We start from the raw sequence: 25,896 nt of genomic DNA, 5'->3' as shown, positions 1-25,896 counted from the left end.
CCTGCCGCACCGTTACTCGCGACCTTACCACTATTTGTGTGGTACAAGATACGCCAGATGTAATGGCCATAGAAAATACCCACCAATATAAGGGACTTTACCACGTTTTGGGTGGAGTAATTTCACCAATCGAAGGTATTGGGCCGGAAGATTTACACATAGACTCCCTCTTTTCCCGTATTGAAAAAAGCGATCCTAAAGTGGAGGAAGTAATACTGGCATTGAGTCCTACTATGGAAGGAGACACTACAGCCTTCTATATCACCAAAAAGTTGAAGGCTTTGGGCATAAAAGTCACTACTATTGCACGAGGAATACCAATTGGTGGAGAACTGGAGTATGCCGATGAGGTAACTCTGGGCCGCAGCATATTAACAAGAACCATTTACGATTAGAACAGGACATGAACATTGTTTCAGACCGCATTAAAAACATGGCCGAGTCGGCCACGTTGGCCATGGCAGCCAAGGCCAGAGAATACAAAGCAAAGGGTATCAATGTAATTAGCCTTAGCTTGGGAGAGCCAGATTTTAAAACACCACAGCATATTCAGGATGGAGCCAAAAAGGCCATCGATGAAGGAAAGTATTTTGCATACCCTCCCGTAAATGGATACCTGGATCTTCGCGAAGCAATTGCCGAGAAATTCAAGAAGGAAAACGGACTGAATTATACGCCCGACCAAATTGTGGTTTCCAATGGAGCCAAGCAGTCTATAGCCAATATTTTTCAGGCCATCATCAATGAAGGCGATGAGGTGGTAGTTTTTTCACCCTTCTGGGTAAGTTACTCGGCCCTGATTGAGCTGGCAGGAGGTGTGCCGGTATTAGTAAAAGGAGGAATAGAAAACGATTTTAAGGTAACTGCCGAACAATTCGAGGCAGCCATTACCTCTAAAACTAAGGCCATGATTTTTTCTTCGCCTTGCAACCCCACCGGCTCAGTGTTTACCAAGCCCGAGTTAGAGGCCATAGCCAAAGTGGTGCTCAAGCACGAGAACCTCGTTGTAGTGTCTGACGAAATTTATGAACACATCAACTATACCGGTGCCCATGCCAGTATAGGAGCTCTGCCCGGAATGCTGGAGAGAACCGCCACAGTAAATGGTATGGCCAAAGGTTTTGCCATGACCGGCTGGAGAGTGGGCTATATTGGTGCTCCCACCTGGCTGGCCAAAGCATGTAACAAAATCCAGGGGCAGTTTACCTCGGCCAACTGTTCAATAGCCCAGCGTGCGGCACTCACTGCCCTTACCAGCGATTTGGAGCCAACCCGCCAAATGACCAAAGAGTATTTGAGAAGAAGAAACCTGGTGAAGGAACTTTTAGACCAAATACCGGGCTTTAAAACCAATATGCCGCAAGGAGCATTCTACTTCTTTCCCGATGTGAGTGCCTACTTTGGGAAGAGCGATGGTACAACTACGGTAAAGGATGCCGATGATTTGGCTATGTACATTCTGGAAAATGCTCATGTTTCTGTGGTAACGGGAGGCGCCTTTGGCGACCCTGACTGTATACGACTTTCCTATGCAGCTTCTGAAGAAGAGCTGCGTGAGGCCATTAGCCGAATGAAAACCGCTTTAGCTAAATTGCAATAAATGACTTTTAATAGCGCAGAATCTCTTTTTGAAGCTTTCAGCAAACTGAAGGTACTGGTAATTGGCGATGTTATGGTAGACTCCTACATCTGGGGCTCGGTAAGCCGCATTTCGCCTGAAGCACCTGTGCCGGTGGTATTGGCCAAAAGTAAGGAAAAGCGACTGGGTGGCGCGGCCAATGTAGCGTTGAACGTGCAGTCTTTAGGAGCCACCCCCATTCCCTGCGCTATTGTGGGAGATGACCCCGATGGAGAGTTCTTTTTAGAACGACTTCGGGAAAGGGGAATTCCCGACAAAGGGGTAATTACCAGCTCGGAACGGGTGACCACCGTGAAAGAACGAATTTTGGCCGGCTCTCACCAAATGCTCCGGATAGACACGGAATCTGACAAAGACATGAGCGAGATTGAGCAGAAGAGCCTTTTAGCTCATATTAAAAATCTCTTGCCCGAGTGCCAGGTGGTCATTTTTGAGGATTATGACAAAGGAGTCATTAACAAGACCATTATAGCCGAAACCATTAGTGAGGCCAACCGGTTGGGAATTCCAACGGTGGTAGATCCTAAAAAGCGCAATTTTCTGGATTATAAGGGCGCTACCCTCTTTAAACCCAACCTAAAGGAGTTGAGAGAAGGGCTCAAAGTAGATGTAGACCCCAAAGACATTGACTCCATTAAATCAGCCGCTCAGGCTCTCCAAAGTGCCTTAAATGCACACATGATTATGGTTACCCTTTCAGAACATGGAGTTTTTATTAAAGACAATGGAGAAAACCACCTGATACCCGCCCATGTTAGGCAGATATCGGATGTTTCAGGTGCCGGAGACACCGTAATAAGCATTGTGGCCTGTGGCTTGGCAGCCGGATTAGACGCCAGGAGAACAGCCGCATTGGCCAACCTTGGAGGTGGTTTGGTTTGCGAACATGTAGGGGTTGTGCCAATCAATAAAGACGATTTGCTGGAAGAGGCCAATGAACAAAATATCTTCAGCTAATGCCCTTCATTAATCTAAAAGATATCCCATCTAAAGAACTATTGCCCGGCTTTTCCGGCAAGATGATTCATACTCAAAACATGACCTTGGCCTATTGGGAGATAAAGGCCGGGAGCGAATTGCCCGAACACTCACACGTTCACGAGCAAGTGGCGGCACAAGTTATTTCAGGAGAGTTTGAACTAACTCTTGAGGGGGAAACCAAGCTAATGAAAGCAGGCGATGTAGCCATTATACCTTCTAATGCTACACATTCGGGAAGGGCCATAACCGACTGCCAATTGCTGGATGTCTTTAGCCCGGCCAGAGAAGACTACCAGTAGTTGCTTTAAAATAGTAAGCGCTACCCTAATTCGGGTAATCTTTTGATTTTCAGTAGATAAGTGCGAAAATATAAAGGTGGGGCAGCGTATTTCCTGACGGTAATTTCCTAATTTATGGTCTAATTTTTTCATTATGGAGGCCATTATATACATGCCGGGCTTGGGTTCCAGCTTTACCGACCAGTCACTTGCAAGCTTTGCCCATCGATATGTGAAAGCGGTAGATATTAATGAGCCCAACGAGAAAAAGAAGTACTCCATCAAAATTCGGGAAGAATCTTTTGGTATTGATGGTGGACTCAAAGCGCAGGTGGCTGCGGTGCACGAACAACTTGGACAAGAAAGTAGGCATGTCATCGATATCTACGAGTTCAGTTATATCGATGAGCTAACAGCCAGTTTTAAGAAAACCAGTCTTATTCATAAAACCTTTGTACTCAGCGCAATTCTCTTTTTAAATGTGCCGAAAGTGTTTTATTACACACTGAGGCGAATAGTAAAAAGGAGAGGTGGTATTTCAGAAGGGAGCTCGGGTCAATTTCTGTATGCAGCTTCAATATTGGCCCTGTTGGCCTCTTTTGGGTTGCTGTTGGTGGCTTCATTTCCTGTAGCCATTGGCGATATGGTGGACTTGAAAGCCCTACCTCAATTCAACGACTTTATAGAGAACAATAGGCTTGGTCAGTTTATAGACTCGGTATATGGTGTTATGCGCGGCAAAGCCGAATACCTGATCGGGTTTTTTGCACTTTTTTATCTGGTAATGCCCGATTTTAAATTGTTCATAACCGAAATGGCTACCGAGCTGGTGTGTATGATCCGATACTTTAGCACAGGACATAACCGGCTCAACCTTACGGGTAAATTTGAAGAACTTCTCGAAAAGGTAGCCGAAGAAGATAAAAACTACGATCAGGTGACGGTAATGGCCTATAGCTTTGGAACTATGGTGGCTTTGGACACACTTTTTCCAATGAAGGGCGCTACTAGCTTCAGAGTTGCCGATAAGGTGACCCATTTGGTAACCATAGGCTGTCCTTTCGATTTTGTGAGGCTTTATTGGAAGAGCTATTACCAAGAACGTGAGTTTAAATCTACTACGCTTCGGCACTGGTACAATATATATTCTCAAGCCGATATTCTCTCTTCAAATTTTAGAAAAGACCACCAGGAAGGAGAGGCCGAACAATCGGTAACTGCTGAGGCCTTGTTGCCACAAAACTTGCCCTTCAATGTATTGCCCAAAAAGCGATTCAACTTGCTTGGATTTATTATGCTTTCGGGCATTCGGGCACATGGTATGTATTGGGAAGATCAGCTCAACAGCGCCAGTTGCCTGACTACCCTGGTGGCCAGGCGCATGGAAAATGAAGCCGCAGCCATATAGCCTCCTGCTTCATTGGAGAGTATAGAACTTGTGCCAATAACTCTGCTTTTATTTCTTAAATTGAAAGAATATTAAACTTCAACCATATGTCATTAACACGCGATATCGTAAAATCCCAGGTGGTGAAGCCGGCATTGGAAGCTGTGAGCGACTTTGACGGTGATTTCGAAAACTTTAGCTTCAATGGGTTTCAGCCAACTCACAGAAGTGTCTTTCTCAATAAAATAAAGTCTAATATTCAGGCTATTCCGGTAACGGACGATGGCACCACCTACCATCAATACATGTACGATGTCATCTTAAACCCAACCATCTTTGCAAGCTGGTCTGTGGTGAAAGATTGTATCGACTACGTTTCTAATAATTACAGCACAGGCCCCAGGTAAATCATGAAAAAGCTTATAGCACTTCTGTTGTTTGTGTGTGTACAGGCGCATGCACAATACACTTTCCAAACCGTGGTAGATACTCCAAATCCACCTAAAATCAATATTCTCATTGGCAATCTGGGTATCGATGCTAATATCAACCAAATAAAAACGCTGCACTACTTCGATTCTACTCAGAATAGCTTTGCATTCTACGCCAATGGCAAGGAGCTTTTTCAGAATCCGGATATTGCGGTGAAAACACGATTTCAGAACAAAAACATACAAGTAGAGATATCGGGTATTTCCAAATATGAACTCGTTCTGCTTCAAAATACTCAGGCCAATGTGTATCTGAGTTCTAAAGCAGATATAAAACTAATTCTGACCAACGGTGTGCATACCATTAGCAAGCCCGATTTGGAGAAGCAATCATTAGGCAAAATCGAGATGAATGAGAGTATTATGGATATGTACTTTGCTGCTTCGGGAGGTGAATATGCCTATGCCAATAACTCATTTAACTGGAGTTTTACGCCTAAAAGTGAAAGCGATATTGGCAAGCTGGAACTCAATGCCGACTTCAGTTTCCATCAGAGTTATGCTCTTGGCTCAGGCAAAGGAAACGATAAGAAACCATTGGTTTTTTACGCAAAGGGTAGAGTAAGTACCAACTCAAAAGACTCGTTGAACTACCTGTATGTTTACCCGATCAACTTCAATATTTCCGGAGCCAGCGATGCCCAAATGATGGCCCGGTTTGGGGTAGAGGGCAACCAGACCTTTACAAGCGGGAGAATGGCCTTTAATTTTTCTTATGAAAAGCTAATCGACAATTTGGTAGACCTGACTTACGGAAGTAATCGATTACGCCTGAAGCCTGTGCTTAATGTGGGTGGAAAGATTTATAAGGAATTTGATAACATGCGAATTGGTGCCGATGGCGAAAATGAATTCTCTGGTCAGGTTTATGCCAACCTTTATTACAACATTCCCGTGTTCGACAATTATTCCATTATACTGGAGTCTAACGCCTATTATGACTTTAGCGAAAAAATCAATCCCGAGCAGAAAATCAGACTCAACTACAGCGTTGCCCTGGGTGTAGAGTTACCAAAATCGCCATTCAAGACGTTGTTCAAGTATCGTGATGGCCAGGTTGATGTGAACAACCTGGACGATAGCAACCTGACCATTGGCCTGCTGGCCGACTTAGAGTCTTTAGTGGGCGTTACGGGTAAAAAGTAAGCCCTAAGCTACTTTTGCTTTTCCGCATAATCCACCACCAAACGGCTCATAAGTCGTATGCCTGTGAGCATACCTGAGTCGTCTACATAAAAGTCTGGTGTATGGTGAGGTGCCGATTTGGCCGGATCTTGCCCTTTGGGCATTCCTCCAATAAAGAAGTACAAACCCGGTATTTGTTCCTGAAAGAAAGAAAAGTCTTCAGCTCCGGTAATGGCATCCATAGAAGCATTCACATTTTCGGCACCGGCAACTTCTACAAACGTGTCGGCCATAAGGGCCGTTAAGTCCGGGTCGTTGAAGGTAACCGGATACCCTTTGTTAATAGTAAGGATAGCTTCAGCACCATTGCTGGCTGCAGTGTTCTTTACTATGCGCTCAAAGGTAGCAAATAGTGTTTCTCTCATTTGGGCATCGAGCGTTCGAATAGTACCCACCATATGCACCTCTTCAGGAATAATGTTGTTTCTAACACCTCCTTCAATTTTGCCAAAGCTAAGTACTGCGGCTGCTTTGGTAAGAGGCAGGCTTCGGCTCACCACAGTTTGGGCATTATTAATGATTTGTGCTGCCGTTACTATCGGATCAACTCCTGTCCAGGGAGTGGAGCCATGAGTTTGTTTTCCTTTGATGTGTAAGTCGAAACTGTTGACGGCTGCCATAATTCCATTTGGGCGATAATTTACTTTGCCTACTTCGGTTTGTGCATTAATGTGTAATCCAAAGATAACATCCATACCCTGGACTACGCCCTCTTTAACCATGAGTTCGGCACCCCCTTCTTCTCCGGCAGGGGCTCCTTCTTCAGCAGGCTGAAAAATGAATTTGATAGTGCCTTTAATATCTTTCTTCACTTGGCTTAGCACTTCTGCAACTCCCATTAAAATAGCCAAATGGGTGTCATGTCCGCAAGCATGCATTACCGGAACTTCCACTCCATTATATTCTCCTATTTGCTTGGAAGCCCATGGCAAATCCACCCGTTCTTTTACAGGAAGGCCATCCATGTCGGCACGTAGCCCTATCACCGGACCGGGCTTTCCTCCTTTGAGAATACCTATTACTCCGGTTTTGGCAACCCCTTCTTCTACCTCTAACCCAAGGCTTTTGAGGTGTGTGGCTACATAAGCCGCGGTTTTAAATTCACGATTTGAAAGCTCTGCATTTTCGTGTAGCCAGTGTCTCCATTCAATCACTTTAGGCTCAACATTTTTAGCAAGTTCCAGTACTTTATCGGCTAAAGCGTTTTCCTCAGGGTTGTTGTCGTTAGAGAATGAATTTGAAGTAGCGAATAAGCTTAAAAGGCAAAGTAGGACTGGTATTATCTTCTTCATAAAAAGGAATTTTGATGAGGAAGATAGGACTTAATTCTCGATGATGAAAACTATGGATTGAGGACTGATACCTCGTCTAGGGTTTTTTTATAGTTGATGGTTTTCCGGCCGTCATAAGCACCATATTCAACTACCACAATCAAGAAAGCCTAAGACAGAAATTAATTCAGAGACTTCTATCTGCTCAATAATTGGGCAGAAGAAGCTAACGGATCGTAATGAACAGAAGGCTCAGGACACTCATATTAGCCACCATTTGTGTCTTCACAAATGACTACTATAAAGTGCTATGAATACACAGCTTATTTACTTCTATGTGATCTAAACAATTAATCATATCGAAGAGATATCAAAACATGAAACGAAACTAACTAAATTCATTAGGTTGTTTTCAATATTGATTTATTGCTGATTAAGTTGTATTATTGAGTTAGTTTCCATCTTATGAAAAATAGACACTCATTCTTTCTTTCTTTCTTTCTTGTTGCTGTTGTGTCGTGCAGTACTCAAGAAGAACCAATACCTGAGGAAATTCCTTTATTACCGTTGTTAGCAGATTTTCAGGTGGCTCAAAGTAAGTGGGTTCCTAGAAAGTTGAGTATTGGTTATGACACAATAGATAATCACATTGTCGTGTCTGCTAAAAATGAAGAATCATTATGGTATATGATATTAGAAAATAATTCGAGGACCATCGATTTTACACGCCCATTTAATATCGAGAATTATTCTTTAGACTATCCAGATTTTTTCCAAGCAACCTTTCGATTAAATAGCTCGGAGCCCGGAGGGTCTATCTGGATGGCAACTAATTTTAATCAATTGGTTAGGTTTGAGATTTCTGAAATTTATGAAGACTCAGGGTATAAGTATTGTGCTGGGAGTATAGAAATTTACACAAGGGGTGACCAAATTCCACTTACTCTAAGAATTGCAGGTAATTTTAAGAATGTTAGTTATGGCACTCTTGCACCATGAATGTAAGGTAGTATTAGATTGTGTCTGTTAATAAAACAATCGTAATAATCAATAAACTATGAAAAACACAATACTAACATTAATAATAGGTTGCGTTTGCTTAGGAATGAACGCCCAGACTATTAAGCTTGAAAATTACACGCCCAATATGCGCATTTGCCCGAATGAAGAAACCTTTCTGTCATTCTCGGCCAGAGATGCTTTTAATAACAAGCTCGCTGGAAAATTTGTCTTCGCACTGTATATCAATGGCAATCTAGATACTACAACACAAGTTCATATAGGTAGTAGTCCTTGGGTAAACACAAACTCTCCATTTCAACTACCTGAGCTAACTAATTTGAATTTAAATGTTGATAATAGTAATAATAAAAGAGCAAATTTTTTTATTGGAAAAACAGAAATTATTCAAACCAATCCCCCTGACACTATTTTTGTTGATGGACTACGGCAACAATCTAATGATGTGCAGATTGTTGCAAGATTTAAAGATGATATTTTCTCTTCATGGGTGGAGGAAACTTTTTATTTTAGGTTTAATGTAGTGCCACCAGGTAAAGCTGTAGTACAAGGCACAAATGATCTTTATTTCTGTTCAGTAAATCAAATTCAAACTGTTACTTTGCCAGATTACCCATCGGATTCTAATAACTCTGACTTTTGTTTTTGGCATCATCAGTGGATTTGGGAATTGCCAGCTGGGTGGAAAGTAACAAGCACTAATGGAAATCTAAGTAGTGCTACAAATATTTATCAAGGAGGCAAGACTGTTAAAATCCAAGCGCCTTCTGCGTTTCCTACAAGTGCTAGTTTAAATGTCAGGTCACAGAGTGTTTGGCCTTACCCGATCAACACGACCACGGAAATAAATATGAACCCTGCACCCTTGGCAGCTTCAATTACTTATGAAGATTTGGGATATATGCCGATAGAAATATGCTATGAACAAACTAATGATCCCGGCACTTTTCATGTCACTCTTCCTGTAGGCACCAATGCACAAAGTTACTATTGGGAGACCAATGCTGGAACAATATCTAACTCAACTACTACTGTTCCTTCTGTAACTATTAACTTTAATGCTGGTTCAGCTATCAACAGATATTTAAGAGTGAAAACCACTAATTTCTGTGGTACCTCTAATTGGAAGACATTTTTCTTTGATATGTCACATCAACCTTATGGCTGTTCGGGTTCTGGAGGACCAATGATGATGTCAGTAGGCACCTATCCAAATCCTACTAGTGACGAAATTAATATTGAACTAACAAGTAAGGAAAGACCTTTGCGTAATGCTACTTCAGAGAGATACCAAGCTTATTTGATTAATAGCGAATTAGAAGTTGTTAGAACTTTGGAACTGAACGAAAAATCTACAAAGATGAATGTGAGAGATCTTCCGAAAGGTACTTATTATTTACGGGTTGTTAGTAGTGGAGGGTCGACTACGAGCCAAATAGTAATTAAGTAACCCTATTTTAATTGTAAAAAATATATTTCTCGATTAAAATAAATCCGCCTGAAAAAATGATTCAATGAACACAAGGTTCAGTTTGAGGCCGTAATTTTTGGAAATGTTAAAACCAAGTAAAACCCTCGAAAACGATTCAAACTTTTATTTACAATGACATGAATAGAGACAGAGTGCAATCTCATAAATCAGATAATGCTGCTTTTCGCTATTGAGCCTACTTTCTTTTCTTAAGCCTAAAAATAAACCCCTCCAAAGTTCAGAGGGGTTGGTCAGGGTCAGGCAATAGTTCAAAAACCAACCCTTTTGCCCAGCTAATCACATGCTCACGAATTTAGAAGCCTTTGGTAGTAACCATATAATCACCTTTTCCTTTGCATTCAGGGCAGGGTAACCCATATCCAACTCGTCCGCTTCCGGAACAGTAGTAACAGGTAACTAATTTGCCATCTTCGACTATTCTTTTCTCCGGAAATTTCACCACTGTTTTAACTCCAGCTATATCGTTTTTCACCTCTTGATTTCTTGCTTTTTTTTCCAACCTTCTTGTCAACACTAGCTTGAGTCCTTCGATATGCGCAAATTCAGGATGATCTCTCATCAAGACTTCTATGTTTGCGTAGGTTGAGATAGTAGTACGATTCCGAATGCACCAAAGCCTTCTTTCTCGGCTATACCAGATTTCAATGCCCTTATGCCAATAGGTTTGTCCCATTTAGAGAATTTAAGTCATCGAAAAATATTTTGTAAGATTATTACTTTCCAACATAACTAATTCTTTTCGATTTAACTATTAGGGCTACTTACTTAGATTGAATGACCCAAGTTTTGACACTTTGCCGCCATTTACATCTCTACAAATGATTCTGATAAGGGTTGCCAAGACACAGCTGGAAACTTATAAGTGGTTTATTTACTTCTATGCGATCTAAATAAGTATCTTTTAATATTATATGATTATTCATGAAAAAAATATTCTTTTTTAGGGTGACATTTCCCTTTTAAAATCACTAATGATAGTTAAATTATTCTTGATCATTAAAACTCTTAAAATGAAAAAACATTACTTTAAACTCACATTATCTATTTGTCTACTAATCTTTGTTCTCAATTGCGAAAACAGACAAGACGATAAACCAATCACTTTAATCAAAGAAAATTATCAAGCATTTGCTGATGTTTATTCTCAAAACCTAAATAAAATTGCATCTGGTTTAAGATCATCAAATTCAACATTTGCCAATTCAAATAGAGTAATTTCTGTGGTTGAAGATTTACTAGAAGAAGAAATAGTTAATAATTTCAAAAATAATTATTCTCGGTTCTTATCAGAATCCAACAGATCATCAGTATCTGGTAATTCTTCTCAGCAATTTAGTCTTGAAAGTCTTAATGAAATTCAAAAACAATATGTAGATGACATCTTGATATCGATAAATAATTATGAAAATGAAGATGCCTATCTTTCATATCTGGATACAAAGTTTGAAAGCATTTATGGGTCAGAAAATTTAGAATTAAGCGACAAAGACTTTCTATTAACTTATTTGGTGATCTTTAAAGCATCAATCACTTTTTTAAGAGATAATCCCGACCTAATTCCTCAGGCAAATAATAGTGGAGCTTCAGCAAGCGAACATGGATTGAATGACACAAGAGCAGGTTTTAGAGATTGGTTTGAGCGCAATCTCAAATGTGTGGCAGGTGTAGCAGGGTCTGCAATTTCATTTGGTCTGGGTGGCTGTGCGGCTGGCGCTACAGTTGGTGGTCAAGTAGGATTGCTAGGTGGTCCTGCTGGAGCCGCTAGTGGTGCTCTAACAGGTTGTTTACTAGGCGGGGCAATTGGTGCAATTGGCGGAGGCCTTGTAGGTTATGCAACATTTTGTTAATCTCAATTGTCATCTTTTATGAAAGATTCGATAGTAGAAAAACTAAAATTACTTTTACCCTTTTGTTGGTTATTAGCCGCTGTAATTTTTGTGGTTTATAAACTGACTACAGAATATGATCATCTGGAAAAATGGAGGGTTATTTGTTTAAGTATTGGAGGTACATTAATGCTTTCTATACTTATTGCCTTTATTGGATTTAACATTTATTTTAGAAGTAGAAGGAAGCGATTAGCCCAAATTTCAGAATCTTGAATTAAAAATAGGGTTACTTATTTGAATTTCTAATGCCAATCGCAATCAACTTTGTTGCCTCGCAAACTTTATTGCAAGACCACTGTTGGGACATTTCGGTTGGCTGGCCCTGATATCCAGGGGTGATCTAAATAAGTAACCCAATTCTACAAAATAAACTCGCTCAAGTCTTTATTCTGTACCAGACCATTTAACCTTTCCTGTACCATTTCTTTGGTAATTAACACTTTAGCATTGGGCGGTATTTGCTCGGGAATGTCGAAGAGAATATCGTTGAGCAACTTGCTCATTACCGTATGAAGTCTTCTGGCGCCAATATTCTCCACTTCGGCATTGATATGAAAAGCTATTCGGGCTATTTCGTGCAGCGCCTCATCGGAGTATTCCAGGCTCACCCCTTCAGAAGCTATCAGAGCCTCATACTGTTTAGTAAGGGCATTCTTTGGTTCTTTCAGAATTTGGTAAAAATCGGCTTCCGTAAGGCTATTTAGTTCTACCCGAATGGGAAATCTTCCCTGAAGTTCCGGAATAAGGTCTGAGGGTTTAGCCACATGAAAAGCCCCCGCAGCTACAAAGAGAATATGGTCGGTGTTAATCACTCCATATTTGGTATTCACAGCACTGCCTTCTACAATGGGCAGCAAATCGCGCTGCACACCTTCTCGGCTCACATCGGGGCCACCTCCATTTTTCTTTGAGCCCCCTGCAATTTTATCTATCTCATCGATAAAAATAATACCGGTGTTTTCTGCTTTTTTAATAGCCTCTTCTTTCACCTCATCCATATCAATAAGTTTGGCACTCTCTTCTTCCAGCAGCAGTTTCTTGGCTTCTGCAATAGTCACCTTGCGCTTTTTAGTTCTTTTAGGCAACATATTCTGTAGCATGTCTTGCAGGTTGATCATAGATGCTTCGTCCATACCACCGCCAATCATGCCTATACCATTTCCCTGAGGAGCTTGTACCGAAACCTCAATCTTTCGGTCATCTATTTCACCTGACCGTATTTTTTCTCTGAATCGCTCCCGGGTTCTTTCATTCAACTCCGCATCGCTCATCTTGGAGCTATCTTGCGCTTCTCCCACCTCGGTTGTACTTACTGTTCCCCGATTTCTAACCGGAGGAATAAGGGCATCGAGAATAATATCTTCCACTGCCTGCTCAGCCTTTACTTTTACTTCTTCTTTTTTGGCCTGCTTTACCAGGTTTACAGACTGCTCCACCAGATCACGAACCATGCTCTCTACATCGCGACCCACATAGCCCACTTCGGTAAATTTAGAAGCCTCTACTTTAGTGAATGGCGCATCGGCAATTTTGGCCAACCTTCTGGCAATTTCGGTTTTACCCACCCCGGTTGCCCCAATCATAAGTATGTTGTTAGGCACAATCTCTCGTTGCATGTCGCTTTTCACATGCATTCTGCGCCATCGGTTTCGCAAAGCGATGGCCACGTTTTTCTTAGCCTCTTTTTGTCCGATAATGTATTTATCCAGTTCGGCAACAATTTGCCTTGGGGTTAATAGATTTTGATCAATCATTTGTTTTCTTTTTTAGAAGTTGATTCAGATTTATATTCATCTGAAGCATATTGCTGCCTCCTGCGGCATGATACAGAGCCCTACTATAAGCAAACTCCAATCGTTTGGTATTGAACATAAAACCAAACGAAAACCCTGCCCCACCGCTGGCAGCATTCTGATTTTTTAATTCCTGACGTAATAAGTGGTTATACCCTAGCCTAAGCTGAAAATTGGGAGAAAGCAAGAGTTCTGCCCCAAAAACCAAACGCCTGAGTACCTGCTCCGAAAAACCCGGCTCATTGTTCTGCCCAAACAATTGGTTGGTTGAAGGGTCATAGTATACCACATCATCGCGGTTCAGGTTCCGTGCTGTCATCGAAAACCTGAACGGCATATGCTCCGGCTTAAAAGACACTCCAAGTTGTACGTCTAAGGGCAGGCGGCTGTTGTTTTCATCGATATAGTCAGACAGCAGAACTCCCATATTTCTCACTAAAAAACCAATGGTTAATTGTTTTTCCGGATGCTCAAAGACCCCTCCCATATCGAAGAGCAAGGCACTGGCCGTATAGGACGAAAGGTCCGAAACAGCCAACTTTAAATTGGCACCCACAGAAAAGGGCCCAAACTGGTGGGAGTTTCCCACCGACCAAACGTATTCATGCACCCTGAATGAGCCATTGAGAAACCCTGCCTCATCGAAACTCTGGATGTCTCCATAGTTAAGATAGCCCATTTGCAACGCCCAGACACCTGTTTTTTCAAACTCGCGAGCATAACCCACCATTAAGTGGCTGATGTCGGCAAAGTATCCCAACCTTGAAATAACAAGGTGGTTGTCCATGCTTCCGTTTAACAACGCTGGGTTGTAAAGGGCTTGTGAAAGGTCTCCTTTTCCGGAAGTGAGGTTGGTTCCTCCTAAAGCCATGAGCCTGGTATTCCCCGGCACATTGAGATACTCGAAGGCTCTGCTACCACCCAATTGGGCTTGTAATGGTTCGGTAAAACCCAACACTGACACTATGAAAATAAGCAAACGAAGTTTCATGAATTTAGTATCAGTGCAAAATACAGCTTTATCAGTCTTCTAACACAAACTCTATAGCATTGGCTACTTTTTGATCCAACAGGGCAATCTCAAGCACCTCTTCGGCTTTTTCAACAAAGTGAAACTGCAGCCCTTTGAGGTATTGTTCCCCAATTTCCTGCACATCTTTTTCATTGCGAACAGAAAGAATCACCTCTTTGATACCGGCTCTTCTGGCGGCCAGTATTTTCTCCTTAATTCCACCCACAGGGAGCACATTGCCTTTAAGAGTTATTTCCCCCGTCATGGCCAATTTGCTACGTACCTTACGCTGGGTAAACAATGAAGCAAGAGCTGTGAGCATGGTAATGCCCGCACTCGGGCCATCTTTGGGAACTGCTCCGGCCGGAACATGAACATGCAAATCGTATTTTTCGAACACCCGATAGTCTATACCTAAACTTTCTGCATTGGACTTGAGGTAGCTGATAGCCGCCATGGCAGACTCTTTCATTACATCGCCCAACTGACCGGAAAGGGTTAGCTTTCCTTTCCCTCTGCTAAGGCTAGATTCAATAAAGAGTATTTCACCCCCTACGGCCGTCCAGGCCAGGCCCGTAACCACTCCTGCGGTGCGGTTGTCCTGATAAATTTCTTTATCGAAACGCCTGCCTCCGAGCACCTTCTCTACAAACTCTATGGTGGCCTTCTTAGGGTAATCTTCTTCCATAGCAATAGACTTAGCCACAGAACGCACCACCGAACCAATTACGCGCTCAAGATTTCGAACTCCGCTTTCGCGGGTATACCCTTCTATAATGAACTGTATGGTTTTCTTATCGAGCGTAAAGTCTTTGGTTTTAAGCCCGTGCTCTTTCTTCTGCTTAGGTACCAAATGCCTTTTGGCAATCTCAATCTTCTCTTCGATGGTATAGCCGGAAACTTCAATTATTTCCATACGATCGCGCAGGGCAGGCTGAATGGTATCGAGAGAATTGGCTGTGGCAATAAAGAGCACTTTTGAAAGGTCGTACTCTACCTCCAGATAGTTATCGACAAACTCACCGTTTTGTTCCGGGTCGAGCACCTCCAACAAAGCTGAAGATGGATCACCCCTAAAGTTGGAGTTCACCTTATCTATCTCGTCTAGTACAAACACCGGGTTAGAATACTTAGACTTCTTAATATTTTGAATCACCTTTCCGGGCATGGCTCCCACATAGGTTTTTCTATGCCCTCGAATTTCGGCTTCATCGTGCACTCCTCCGAGTGACATTCTGACATATTGTCTACCCAAAGCTTTGGCAATGGAACGCCCCAAAGAGGTTTTACCCACACCGGGAGGACCATACAAACAAAGTATAGGACCTTTTAGGTCGTTCTTTAGCTTAAGCACGGCCAGATACTCCAGAATGCGGTCTTTTACTTTCTCTAAACCAAAATGATCATCGTCCAGAATCTTTTTGGCTTTTTTGAGATCCAGATCATCTTCCGAGTATTCTCCCCATGGCAGCTCAACCATCATTTCTGCATAGTTCATGGCAATAGGATACTCGGCAGCCATGTGATTCATCCGCAAAATTTTATCGAGCTCCTTGTTGAAGTGAGCAGCAACTTTTTCGGGCCATTTTTTATTTCTTCCTTTTTCGCGCAGGGCTTCTACTTCTCGTTCGGGTCCACCTTCGCCAAGCTCATCTTGCAATACTTTCATTTGCTGTCTTAGAAAGTAATCGCGCTGCTGCTGATCTATATCGGAGTGAACTTTGTTTTGTATTTCACTCTTGAGTTCAAGCATTTGCATTTCTTTCATTAGATACTGCAAAAGCTTAGTGGCTCTTTCTACCCCATCGTTAATCTCCAGCAACACCTGTTTTTCTCTGGCCTCTGCATTGATGTTGGACGAAAGGAAGTGTACTAAAAAACTGGCCTTCTCAATATTTTCCAGCGCCACCTGAGCCTCTTTGGGAATTTCAGGATTAAGCGCCATAATTCGGTTGGCCGTATCTCTGATTGACTGAATAATAGCCTTAACCTCTTTGCTTGGGCGTTTGGGAAAGTTCTCTGTGAGAAACTCTACCTTGGCTTTAAGCACAGGCGACTCTGCCACAAACTCTTTTACTAAAAAGCGTTGCTTACCCTGAACAATAATGGTAGTGTTACCATCGGGCAGCACCAGCATTTTTACAATTTTTGCCACCGTTCCAACCTGAAAAAGGTCGCTACCGACCGGATCGTCTTGCTTGGGGTTTTGCTGGGTTAATACACCAATTATTTTATCGCCCTTATAGGCCTGTTTTACTACCCGAATGGATTTCTGACGCCCAACGGTTATTGGAATTAAGACTCCGGGAAAAAGTACTGTGTTTCTCACAGCCAAAATGGGGAGCTCTTCTGGCAAGGCATCATTTTCTACGGCTTCATCCTCATCGGGGGCTATCATCTGAATTAACTCCCCTCCTTCTTCACTCATTTCTGCAGCCAGGATGGTACCGATCATTTGTCTATCTATTTTCATACGCAAGTGTCAAGATGACACATTATGTCACAATTTTACAGGGCTATAGGGAATTGCAAGCCCTATGCCAAAGCCTATTTGGCAGCCCTCTGGTTTTTGATTGTTATAAAATGCTGCGTAACTTACTGTTTATTCTTTCACCGACACTCAACTAAGTGTATGCTCATGTATAAACGAGGCCTCCTTCTCTCGCTCGTTATACTTTGTTGTTGTTATTCAGCAGCTCAGGGACAACTATTCGGTAAAAAGAATAAGAAAAACAGGGGTGCCGAAAAGTTGGAACTCAGTTCAGACTCTGTTCATATTGAAATTACTGACCTCATCTTTAAGAATATTAATGGCGACCCGGTTTATCTAAATCCCAAACTACAACGCAAAATTGAAGAACTGGACCAAGCCAAAGATTGGGAGGCGCTTTATCCATTGCTCAAAGAGTATGTATCTAATTTCGGCACTCAAAACTTTGCCCACCAAACCTATTACCTCTGGCGCCTGGCCAAACTCACCGAAATATTCGGGTCTCCTGAACAAGCCAAACCTCTCTACGCACTGGTACTGAAGCACCACCGCAAAGGCCTTGATATTCCTAAAATTCTTGCTCGCTACGACTCCATCAACAAAAACAAAAAGGAGTACTATGTTCCGCTCGACTATTATTATGAGCTGGTTGAATTCAGAAGACAGGTAGACACCCTTATTCCCCCTAGAGGAGTGCTTACTTCTATGGGAGGGCTGGTAAACTCTAACCATGAAGACTACGCGCCCATGGTAACCAAAAACGACTCGGTACTCATATTTACCTCTAAACGCAACTCCGTAAATACGGGAATAAATAAATATGTGAACGAAGATATATTCATTACCAAACTGGAAAACGGTAATTGGGGAAAAGCGCAGATGTTTGAGAAAATAAACTCGCGCTATAATGAAGGTTCGGGCTATCTGACGAGGGATGGAAAAACCCTTTACTTCTCGCGTTGCGAATCGCCCGATGGCCTGGGCAATTGTGATTTATACTCTTCCACTTTTCAGGGAGACACACTCTGGACGGAACCGGAAAACCTGGGTAAACTGGTCAATTCTGATGGTTGGGACTCGCACCCCACCTTAAACGTTACGGAGGATACGCTGTATTTTTCATCAGACCGAAGGGGCGGCTTTGGGTTGGCCGACCTGTACTACTCTGCAAAAGACTCTAAGGGCAAATGGGGGCAGGCCAAAAACCTAGGCCCCATAATCAACACCCGAAACAATGAGGTGAGTCCTTTTTTTCACCCCGAACACAACGTACTCTATTTTAGCTCAAATGGGCATTTGCTCAATTTTGGCGATTACGATATTTATAAGAGCTACAAAATTGGAGGAGCCTGGTCGGAGCCCATCAACATTGGCCCCTTGGTGAATGGTAAAGGCACTGAGTTTTATTTTTCCATAGACCAGCAGTCTAACTATATTTACTATGCCCGCTCTGAAGAGGAGAGTATGAAAAATCTGGATCTGTACTCTTTTCCGCTTCCCATGGAAGGGCAGCCTTTGGCCACCACACGCTTTTCGGGAAAAATAAAAACGCTTACGGGTAAGATTCCGCAAAACGCAGTGGTCTCTATTATAGACCTGGACGAAGGCGTAGAGGTAGCTCCTAAGTTTGCGCGCGATGACGGTACGTTTGAATTCGACCTGATTAACAATCGAAATTATCTACTCATTGTTCAGGGCGATGAATTTTTTAGGCTGGAAAAGCTCTTCTTTCTCGATGGCGACATGGAATATGAGGGGGTGGTAGAGCGAGTGGCCAGTACCATTGAATTTGCTTCTTTAGAATTTGCCAACGGAAGCGCGGAAATATTACCGCATATGCATGCCGACCTGCAAAAGGTTATTGACTTTCTTATTGATCACCCCACCTTTAACCTGAACATCTCCGGTCATACGGATTCCAGTGGAAATGCAGTACTCAACCTGAAGCTCTCCCAAGAAAGAGCCAATGCCATAAAACGCTATATAGTGAACAAAGGCAACATACAGGAGAATCGCATTTTTGCCATTGGATACGGCAGCGAAAAACCGATTGTTCCGGAAGAAAAAACCGAGGAAGACAAAAAATTAAACAGGCGGGTAGAATTCGAGATTTATCGTGACCCGCCTAAGAACAATAAGGAATTGGGCTCTACGGGCAACTAAATCCCGAAGATCTTCAAAATATCGTTTCCGAATACAAAGACCATTAGCAAGAGTAAGATAACCATGCCCACCTTTTGTGCTCCTTCAAGAAACTTGTCGGAAGGTGCCGAACCGGAAATCATTTCGTAGAGCAAGAACACCACATGCCCACCATCGAGAGCGGGAATAGGCAGTAGGTTCATAAAGGCCAAAATCATTGAAATAAATCCGGTGGTGTACCAAAACTGGTTCCAATCCCAGGTTTTAGGAAACATATTCACAATACCTATGGGGCCGCTTAACGAGCGAGGGTCTACGTCTCCATCAAACATCTTACCCAGAGCCTTGGCATTGAGTATTACTGCGCCAAAGGCCTTGCTGGCTCCTCTTGGAATAGCTTCTCCCAAGGTATAGTCATCTCTTCTAAAGGGGTTGGTGAGCACAAAGCCAATTTGCCCTCTTTCATCAACCGGCAAATCAAAGGAGAGTTCCTGCCCCCCTCTTTGAACTTGCACCGTTGCCGTTTGCCCCATGAGCGTTTCCAGTTCTGTCCTTAACTCATCGAGGTACTCCACATGGCGGCCATTGATGCCCACAATTCTATCGCCCTTTTGTAAGGGAATGTCGAACCCTTCCTGAAGAGCTTCTACTTCTATTGGCCTTCTGGGAACAATAAAGTTTATTTCGAAGGTATCATCGTTGAGCTTATTGATAAAGCCACTTGGCACGGGTAAGTCTATAACTTCTCCGTTACGTTCGATGGTCCAGAAAGCTCCGGAAGCCAGAAGAGTTTCTCCGCTCCATATATCTGAAACCCGGTCATAATCTTCGCCATTTACTTTGAGCACCTTATCGCCCGTTTGAAAACCAACCTCCTGAGCAATCTCTCCGGCTACAATACCCTGCTCTTTGGTAAGCTCGGCCGGTAGGTAAGTTTCTCCCAGATTATAGGTAAGAATAATAAAAGCTATTACCCCGGCAATCACATTGACAATAATACCTCCTAGCATAACAATAAGCCTTTGCCAGGCAGGCTTAGATCTAAACTCCCAGGGCTGCGGAGGCTGAGCCATTTGCTCTTTGTCCAGAGACTCATCGATCATTCCCGAAATTTTGACAAACCCTCCCAGGGGTATAGCTCCCAGGCCGTACTCAGTTTCTCCCTTTTTAAAAGAAAAAAGGGTGGGCGGAAACCCTATAAAGAACTTCTCCACCTTCATTCCAAACATTTTAGCGGTAAGCATGTGCCCCGCTTCGTGTATCCCTACTAATATTGATAACGCCAGCAAGAGCTGTGCGACTTGAACTATGGTTTCCATTAATATTTAAGTGCTTTTGCTAATTCTCTAGTTTCCAGGTCCGAGTGGACGTAATCTTCATACGAAGGCTTTTCTATAAAAGATACCTTGTGCATGCAGTCTGCAATCAAGTCAGACATTTCCAAAAAGCCAATATCATCATTCAAAAACTTCTCAACAGCCACCTCATTTGCCGCATTAAGTATGCATGGCATGTTTCCTCCTTTGTTCATGGCATCGTAGGCGAGTTGTAAATTTCTGAATGTTTCTATATCGGGCTGCTCAAAGGTGAGCTGAGGATAATCCAAAAAGTTAAACCTGGGAAAATCTGAACTTAGACGCTGCGGATAGGCCAGGGCATACTGTATGGGCAGCTTCATATCGGGCAATCCCATTTGCGCCTTCATACTTCCGTCTTTGAACTGCACCAGCGAATGAACAATGGATTGTGGGTGTACAATCACTTCAATCTGCCGGGCCGACAGTGCAAACAACCATTTGGCCTCTATAACCTCCAGCCCTTTGTTCATAAGACTGGCCGAATCGATGGTGATTTTGGCCCCCATGTCCCAATTGGGATGTTTCAAGGCCTGGGCTTTCGTAACACGAGCCAACTTATCTTTATCAAATCCTCTAAAAGGCCCTCCCGATGCGGTAAGTACAATTTTTTCAATTGGGTTATGAAATTCCCCCACAAGGCATTGAAAAATAGCCGAATGTTCAGAGTCTACAGGATAAATATTCACAGCGTTTTCCCGGGCCAGAGAGGTTATCAGATCTCCGGCCACAACCAAAGTTTCTTTATTAGCCAGCGCTATGTGCTTCTTAGCTTCAATGGCAGCAATAGTAGGTTTTAGCCCGGCATATCCCACCAGAGCAGTCAGCACCATATCAATTGTATCCATTTGCACTACAGAGCAAAGGGCAGCCGTTCCGGCATATACCTTTATATCCAAAGGATCCAGAGCGGCAAAAACATGGTCATACAGCTCTTCATTTCCAATAACCACCACATTGGGGTTAAACCTCTGAGCCTGCTCAATAAGCAGTTGTGCATTGGAGCCTGCAGTGAGTACCTCCACCTCAAACTGATCCGGATGGCTGGCAATTACCTCAAGGGCCTGTGTCCCAATTGATCCTGTTGAACCTAAAAGGGCTATGTGCTTTTTTGCTGAAGTCAAGGAGAAGTATTTAAATCTTAAAGACTGCCAAGGCCGGCAAAAGTTTGATAAGTGCCTGAGCAGCCCTGCAAATTTATGCCTTTTTCAAAGTGAACCAAACCCACCTAGCCTGCCGGCCAACATATGGGGTTGCTTAGTAGTTAATGTGTTAACCATAATTAACACAATGCAGAAATCCTTACTAATGTGGCTACGTATTTTTGATGTGTGGAAGGCAAAACGTACAAAATGACAGTCCCGTAAGGCATTGCACGTTTTTTGTCTGTCCGTTCAAATAAGCACACCCAACGGTATTGAATTACCCTGAGCCTATTGGTTCGAGTTCAAAAACAAAGCAGAAACCCATGAAAACTAATTTTAGAATAGTACTCATAGCATTTCTCAGTGGCCTTGGAGGAGCTTACCTCTACCAGCAGGTAGTTCAGCCAACTCCGGTTACCGAAATTATTAGAGAAGTTCCGACCTATCAGCGCGCCAACAACTTTAGCAACTATAACGATGAAAGCAACGCTGCGCTTCCTGTAGACTTTCGAAGAGCGGCCGAAAAAAGTGTACACAGTGTGGTTTATATAAAGAACCTGCAACGCAGCCGGAGAAGCCTTTCTTTCTTAGACTACTTCTACGGACGCGAAGTACCCAGCAATGAGGTAGCCATTGGTAGTGGCTCTGGGGTAATCTATTCGGAAGACGGTTACATTATCACCAACAACCACGTAATAAAAGGGGCCGATGAAATAGAAGTACAACATGAAAAACGAACCTATAGAGCCACTCTGGTGGGCACCGATCCTGACATGGATATTGCTGTACTGAAAATAGAGGCAAACAACCTTCCGGCAATCAATATTGCCAAAAGCAGCACGGTAAAAGTAGGCGATTGGGTGTTGGCTGTAGGAAACCCTTTTAACCTCACCTCTACCGTTACAGCCGGTATTGTAAGTGCCCTTGGCGGAGAAGCGAATGCTCTGCGCGAAAACTTCCCCATTGAGCAATACATTCAAACCGATGCTGCCATTAATCCCGGTAACTCCGGAGGTGCTCTGGTAGACATTAACGGCAACCTGATAGGCATTAACACTTCTATTATTTCTCGTACCGGTTCTTATGCAGGCTACGGCTTTGCTGTACCCTCAGATATTGTGGTAAAGATTGTAGAAGACCTCAAAAAGTATAAGGTGGTTCAAAAAGCATTTACCGGTGCCGAAGTGTTGGATATTGATGAAAATCTGGCCAAAAAAGCAGGCATTAAAAACCTGAATGGCGTATTGGTAGAGAGCATTAGAAGACAGGGGGCGGCCGACAATGCCGGGCTGGAGCCTGGCGATGTGATTAAACGTATTGATGGCAAAAATATCAGCAGTAAATCCAGCTATGATGAGGTAATCGGATCCAGATCACCTGGCGATAAAATCACTGTACAATACGAACGCAACGGCCGACTGTTTGAGACTGAACTGGTGTTGGAAAACGTTTACGGAAACACCGAAATTTTGGGCGAAGAAGCCTTAGACAAAGACGATATTTATTTCTCTAACTACCTGGGGGCAGAGCTACGCAAATTAACACCTGGCGAGAAACAACGCATGGGGCTCAAAATTGGGGTTGTAGTTAGTAAAATAGATAAGGAACGAGGTTTTATGCGCAGACTGGACCTGGAAGAAGGCGATGTGATTTTGGCCATAAACAGAAGAGGAGCGCAAGACCCTGAAGCTGTAGCCAAGTACATTCAAAACTACTACGGTCGAATTTACTTTGAGATAATCGATAAGAGCGGAACACAACGCACCTTAACCTACCGATTTCAATAAACTTGAGTAGGTTACCAAAGCCTATCTGAAAGACCATGTCGGGTGGTAACTCTTCCCGGAGGGGGAACCCTTAAGAGGGGACAAAACCTCCCGATGGGTAGAAACGCTCTACAGAGTTAGCTCTTGAGATAGGCTTTGGGTTTTAACTACCACCCCTAACTGGTCATGTTTAGACATTTGGATTTAGCCATCCATTCAAAAGCGCACGAGTAGCTCCACTCCTCCGGCCGATCATTCTTCCGCAATAATGTTCTTAAACTCCTTTCTATAAGCTGAAGGGCTCTTGCCTGTAAAGGATTTGAACGATTTATTGAAGTGCGAGAAGTTGTTAAACCCACTTTCAAAACTCACCTCTGTAATGGACAGGGAGGTTTCGGCCAACAGCTTTGACGCATGAACCACCCTATACTCGTTAACAAACTGCGTAAAAGTTTTGCGTGATATTTTCTTGAAGTAACGGCAAAAAGCCGGAACCGTCATATTCACCTTATCGGCTATCTGATCTAGAGAGATATGCTCCTTAAAGTGCGAGCGAATGAAACTGTAAATATCATTCATACGGTCGTTGTCTTTCGTGTCAACCGCCATAGCTACCCCCTCTGCATTCAGTACAGTATATTCTTTGGACTGCGCCAGGTCATTCAGAATCTCAATAAGCCCTAAAAGGCGGCCAAATTGGCCCGCGAAAGCCAGCGACTCAATCTTTTTGCCTACCTGCTCTTTGGTGCTTCCATAAAAGGCAATTCCCTTTTTCGCCAACTCCAACAATTGCTTCACACCGTTCATTTCGGGAATATCAAAAAAAGACTCTCCCAGAAAATCTTGCTTAAACTGAACCACTGTTTCAGAACTATTGCCTGTAAGCCTGTCAGTAAAACCATAGTGAGGCAAATAAGCCCCCATAAGAATAAGATCTCCATCATTGAAGTAAGAGAGGTGCTTACCAATATGCCGTTTGCCGGTACCTCCCTGAACGTAAACCAGTTCTACTTCCGGATGAAAGTGCCAATTGGCCAAAATATTTTCGCACGATTGAGAGTAGCGCCTTACCAGAAAGCTGCTCCCAACGGTGGGTACTATTTGTTCCAGTGCCGGTTTGTTAAGCATAAGTTAGTATTAATGAACAGGCTAATAAGACAAAAATACTCCATAGAGTTCCTCAACACCTCCACAAAATTAGCTCTATTATATGCTATACTATCTAAATAAGCGAAACACTTACTCTATTAGGTTAAAATAGCACACAAACTTACAAATCTGGTAGTAGTGAAGGCCTTAGGCCAAACATACCTTTGTACTCGTAATTGGTTTAAAACAGAAAACAATTAGCACTATGAAAACAATAAGAAAAGCAATGTTGACACTTGCGATAGTCGCAACATCAACTTTTGTAATGGCTAATGACAAACCAAAAGTGAAGGTTGAAAATGTTGGTGCCAAAACAGTGGCCGTAGTAGCCTTTGGTCTGGGCAATGCCAACACCGGAATCCAGCTTAGAAACGAACAAGGTAAAGCACTCTATAAAGAATCAGTAAAATCGGGAGAACACTTTGCCAAAAGACTGGAACTGGCAGCCATCGCTAATGGGGAGTACATTCTAGAAATTGAAAGCGCAGATAGCTTTACCGCCATTCCGGTGGTACTTACCTCTGACTCAGCCTTGGTTAAAACAGCCGATCAGGTAACCATTGTCAAGCCTAAGCTGGCCATGAATGGAGACAAGCTGGATGTAATTATTGCCGATGAATTTACAGATGAAATATGGGTTTCCATATTTGATGTAGATTCCAATCGGTTGGCCTTTGAACGAATTTCTTCTGAAAACCTGAAACGATTCGATCTTTCAAGGCTTAAGAAGGGAAGCTATACCATTCAAATGACCACCAGAGGCAAAAGATTCATACAATCCGTTTCCCTGGATAAATAGCGCGTAGGGAATGTCGATGAAGGGGGCCAAGGCCCCCTTTTTTCGTTTATATCGGCTACATTTTCTTTTTGGCCGGGGGCATGAGCAAAATTACACCGCAAACTGTAACTTCACAGTCGTTTTAAAGAGCCAATTGGTAAACCATATGAAGAGGCAGGACATTTGGTAACGAAGATTAGAAGCAAGAAAATAATTAGGAATAGTACCGGAACAGAGACACTCATAGAAATTGAAGATCTGGTTATAAACTTCAATTGCACAAGACCAGGTGGTGGCATTAAAACTAACCCAATTCGGAAAAGAATTGGATTGGATAGGGCTAACTATTTAGATCACACAGAAGTAAATAGGCAACCTGAGCAACAAGCCGTGTCTTCATAGCGGGCTATAGAAGCCATTTGTGAAGACACAAATGGTGGCAAAAATCCCAAGCTACCTCTCTAGCGAAATTTATCTGATCTTTTTTTGATTTATTTTCCGAGCTGGAAACTGAGATTCGAAAATCTGAAAACTTCAAACACACTCTGGAAATCACTGTAGGGCAACATAACGAGGAGTCGTTTCTGCTACTGAAAACGGAAAACTAGTGAACAGAAGTCCTAAACCAACTT

The 25,896-nt window shown here is 42.8% G+C and carries 22 protein-coding genes; 14 read left to right on the top strand and 8 right to left on the bottom strand.

The window, feature by feature from the left end; translation table 11 throughout:
- The 7 genes from B3763_RS05295 to B3763_RS05265 all read left to right on the top strand — a co-directional run.
- On the top strand, positions 1-395 hold a 395-nt coding region (locus B3763_RS05295; RefSeq protein WP_286744456.1), incomplete at its 5' end, for a recombination mediator RecR.
- 8 nt (positions 396-403) lie between these two features.
- Positions 404-1,600, top strand: coding sequence for a pyridoxal phosphate-dependent aminotransferase (locus B3763_RS05290; protein WP_286744454.1), 1,197 nt, complete (start codon positions 404-406; stop codon positions 1,598-1,600).
- Positions 1,601-2,596, top strand: a complete 996-nt coding sequence (locus B3763_RS05285) for a bifunctional heptose 7-phosphate kinase/heptose 1-phosphate adenyltransferase (RefSeq protein WP_286744453.1) — start codon at positions 1,601-1,603, stop codon at positions 2,594-2,596.
- On the top strand, positions 2,596-2,919 hold the full coding sequence (locus B3763_RS05280) for a cupin domain-containing protein (protein WP_189628467.1): 324 nt from the start codon (positions 2,596-2,598) through the stop codon (positions 2,917-2,919). The genes B3763_RS05285 and B3763_RS05280 overlap by 1 nt, the downstream gene beginning before the upstream one ends.
- 133 nt (positions 2,920-3,052) lie before the next feature.
- A complete protein-coding gene (locus B3763_RS05275) occupies positions 3,053-4,306 on the top strand; it encodes a hypothetical protein (protein WP_286744451.1) in 1,254 nt (417 codons plus the stop codon).
- 86 nt (positions 4,307-4,392) lie between these two features.
- Entirely contained in the window at positions 4,393-4,692 is a 300-nt protein-coding gene (locus B3763_RS05270) for a hypothetical protein (RefSeq protein WP_189628465.1), read from the top strand.
- Positions 4,693-4,695: 3 nt separating this feature from the next.
- Complete coding sequence (locus B3763_RS05265) at positions 4,696-5,922, top strand: hypothetical protein (RefSeq protein ID WP_189628464.1); 1,227 nt, start codon at positions 4,696-4,698, stop codon at positions 5,920-5,922.
- Positions 5,923-5,930: 8 nt separating this feature from the next.
- Here B3763_RS05265 and B3763_RS05260 read toward each other — a convergent pair whose 3' ends face one another.
- Positions 5,931-7,253 carry an amidohydrolase gene (locus B3763_RS05260; RefSeq protein ID WP_286744447.1) on the bottom strand — a complete coding sequence of 441 codons (1,323 nt, stop codon included), beginning with the start codon at positions 7,251-7,253 and terminating at the stop codon, positions 5,931-5,933.
- Between the two features lie 444 nt (positions 7,254-7,697).
- Between B3763_RS05260 and B3763_RS05255 the strand changes: the two genes are divergently transcribed.
- Positions 7,698-8,231, top strand: coding sequence for a hypothetical protein (locus B3763_RS05255; protein WP_286744444.1), 534 nt, complete (start codon positions 7,698-7,700; stop codon positions 8,229-8,231).
- A gap of 58 nt (positions 8,232-8,289) precedes the next feature.
- Positions 8,290-9,702: a T9SS type A sorting domain-containing protein gene (locus B3763_RS05250; protein WP_286744441.1), complete on the top strand. Its 1,413-nt coding sequence runs from the start codon at positions 8,290-8,292 to the stop codon at positions 9,700-9,702.
- Positions 9,703-10,036: 334 nt separating this feature from the next.
- Here B3763_RS05250 and B3763_RS05245 read toward each other — a convergent pair whose 3' ends face one another.
- Positions 10,037-10,417, bottom strand: coding sequence for a hypothetical protein (locus B3763_RS05245; protein WP_286744439.1), 381 nt, complete (start codon positions 10,415-10,417; stop codon positions 10,037-10,039).
- Positions 10,418-10,754: 337 nt separating this feature from the next.
- Here B3763_RS05245 and B3763_RS05240 point away from each other — a divergent pair, with 337 nt between their 5' ends.
- Positions 10,755-11,591, top strand: coding sequence for a hypothetical protein (locus B3763_RS05240; protein ID WP_286744436.1), 837 nt, complete (start codon positions 10,755-10,757; stop codon positions 11,589-11,591).
- An 18-nt stretch (positions 11,592-11,609) separates the two neighbouring features.
- Positions 11,610-11,846 carry a hypothetical protein gene (locus B3763_RS05235; RefSeq protein WP_286744434.1) on the top strand — a complete coding sequence of 79 codons (237 nt, stop codon included), beginning with the start codon at positions 11,610-11,612 and terminating at the stop codon, positions 11,844-11,846.
- A gap of 146 nt (positions 11,847-11,992) precedes the next feature.
- On the opposite strand, the gene hslU is transcribed toward B3763_RS05235, so the two are convergent.
- The 3 genes from hslU to lon are packed head-to-tail and all read right to left on the bottom strand — an operon-like array spanning position 11,993 to position 16,911.
- Positions 11,993-13,387 (bottom strand): ATP-dependent protease ATPase subunit HslU, encoded by a 1,395-nt coding sequence (gene hslU / locus B3763_RS05230; protein WP_189628363.1) that lies wholly within the window; start codon positions 13,385-13,387, stop codon positions 11,993-11,995.
- Positions 13,380-14,417 carry a type IX secretion system protein PorQ gene (gene porQ / locus B3763_RS05225; protein ID WP_286744431.1) on the bottom strand — a complete coding sequence of 346 codons (1,038 nt, stop codon included), beginning with the start codon at positions 14,415-14,417 and terminating at the stop codon, positions 13,380-13,382. Before porQ ends, hslU begins: the two co-directional genes overlap by 8 nt.
- 31 nt (positions 14,418-14,448) lie before the next feature.
- Positions 14,449-16,911 (bottom strand): endopeptidase La, encoded by a 2,463-nt coding sequence (gene lon / locus B3763_RS05220; RefSeq protein ID WP_229838477.1) that lies wholly within the window; start codon positions 16,909-16,911, stop codon positions 14,449-14,451.
- Positions 16,912-17,076: 165 nt separating this feature from the next.
- Between lon and B3763_RS05215 the strand changes: the two genes are divergently transcribed.
- The gene (locus B3763_RS05215) at positions 17,077-19,092 is read left to right on the top strand and encodes an OmpA family protein (RefSeq protein ID WP_286744427.1); all 2,016 of its coding nucleotides are present in this window, start codon (positions 17,077-17,079) and stop codon (positions 19,090-19,092) included.
- Here B3763_RS05215 and rseP read toward each other — a convergent pair.
- Positions 19,089-20,390 carry an RIP metalloprotease RseP gene (gene rseP / locus B3763_RS05210; RefSeq protein WP_286744424.1) on the bottom strand — a complete coding sequence of 434 codons (1,302 nt, stop codon included), beginning with the start codon at positions 20,388-20,390 and terminating at the stop codon, positions 19,089-19,091. The two genes, B3763_RS05215 and rseP, sit on opposite strands and share 4 nt — an antisense overlap.
- Positions 20,390-21,550, bottom strand: coding sequence for a 1-deoxy-D-xylulose-5-phosphate reductoisomerase (locus tag B3763_RS05205; protein ID WP_189628367.1), 1,161 nt, complete (start codon positions 21,548-21,550; stop codon positions 20,390-20,392). Before B3763_RS05205 ends, rseP begins: the two co-directional genes overlap by 1 nt.
- Before the next feature lie 344 nt (positions 21,551-21,894).
- Here B3763_RS05205 and B3763_RS05200 point away from each other — a divergent pair, with 344 nt between their 5' ends.
- Positions 21,895-23,358: a S1C family serine protease gene (locus B3763_RS05200; RefSeq protein ID WP_189628368.1), complete on the top strand. Its 1,464-nt coding sequence runs from the start codon at positions 21,895-21,897 to the stop codon at positions 23,356-23,358.
- Between the two features lie 231 nt (positions 23,359-23,589).
- Here B3763_RS05200 and B3763_RS05195 read toward each other — a convergent pair whose 3' ends face one another.
- Positions 23,590-24,465, bottom strand: a complete 876-nt coding sequence (locus B3763_RS05195) for an AraC family transcriptional regulator (protein WP_286744420.1) — start codon at positions 24,463-24,465, stop codon at positions 23,590-23,592.
- A gap of 226 nt (positions 24,466-24,691) precedes the next feature.
- Here B3763_RS05195 and B3763_RS05190 point away from each other — a divergent pair, with 226 nt between their 5' ends.
- A complete protein-coding gene (locus tag B3763_RS05190; protein WP_189628370.1) occupies positions 24,692-25,285 on the top strand; it encodes a hypothetical protein in 594 nt (197 codons plus the stop codon).
- Positions 25,286-25,896 lie beyond the last annotated feature (611 nt).

The organism is Roseivirga sp. UBA1976 (assembly GCF_002336325.1).
GTDB classification, from domain to species: domain Bacteria; phylum Bacteroidota; class Bacteroidia; order Cytophagales; family Cyclobacteriaceae; genus Roseivirga; species Roseivirga thermotolerans.
This window is presented reverse-complemented; position numbering and strand designations above follow the sequence as displayed.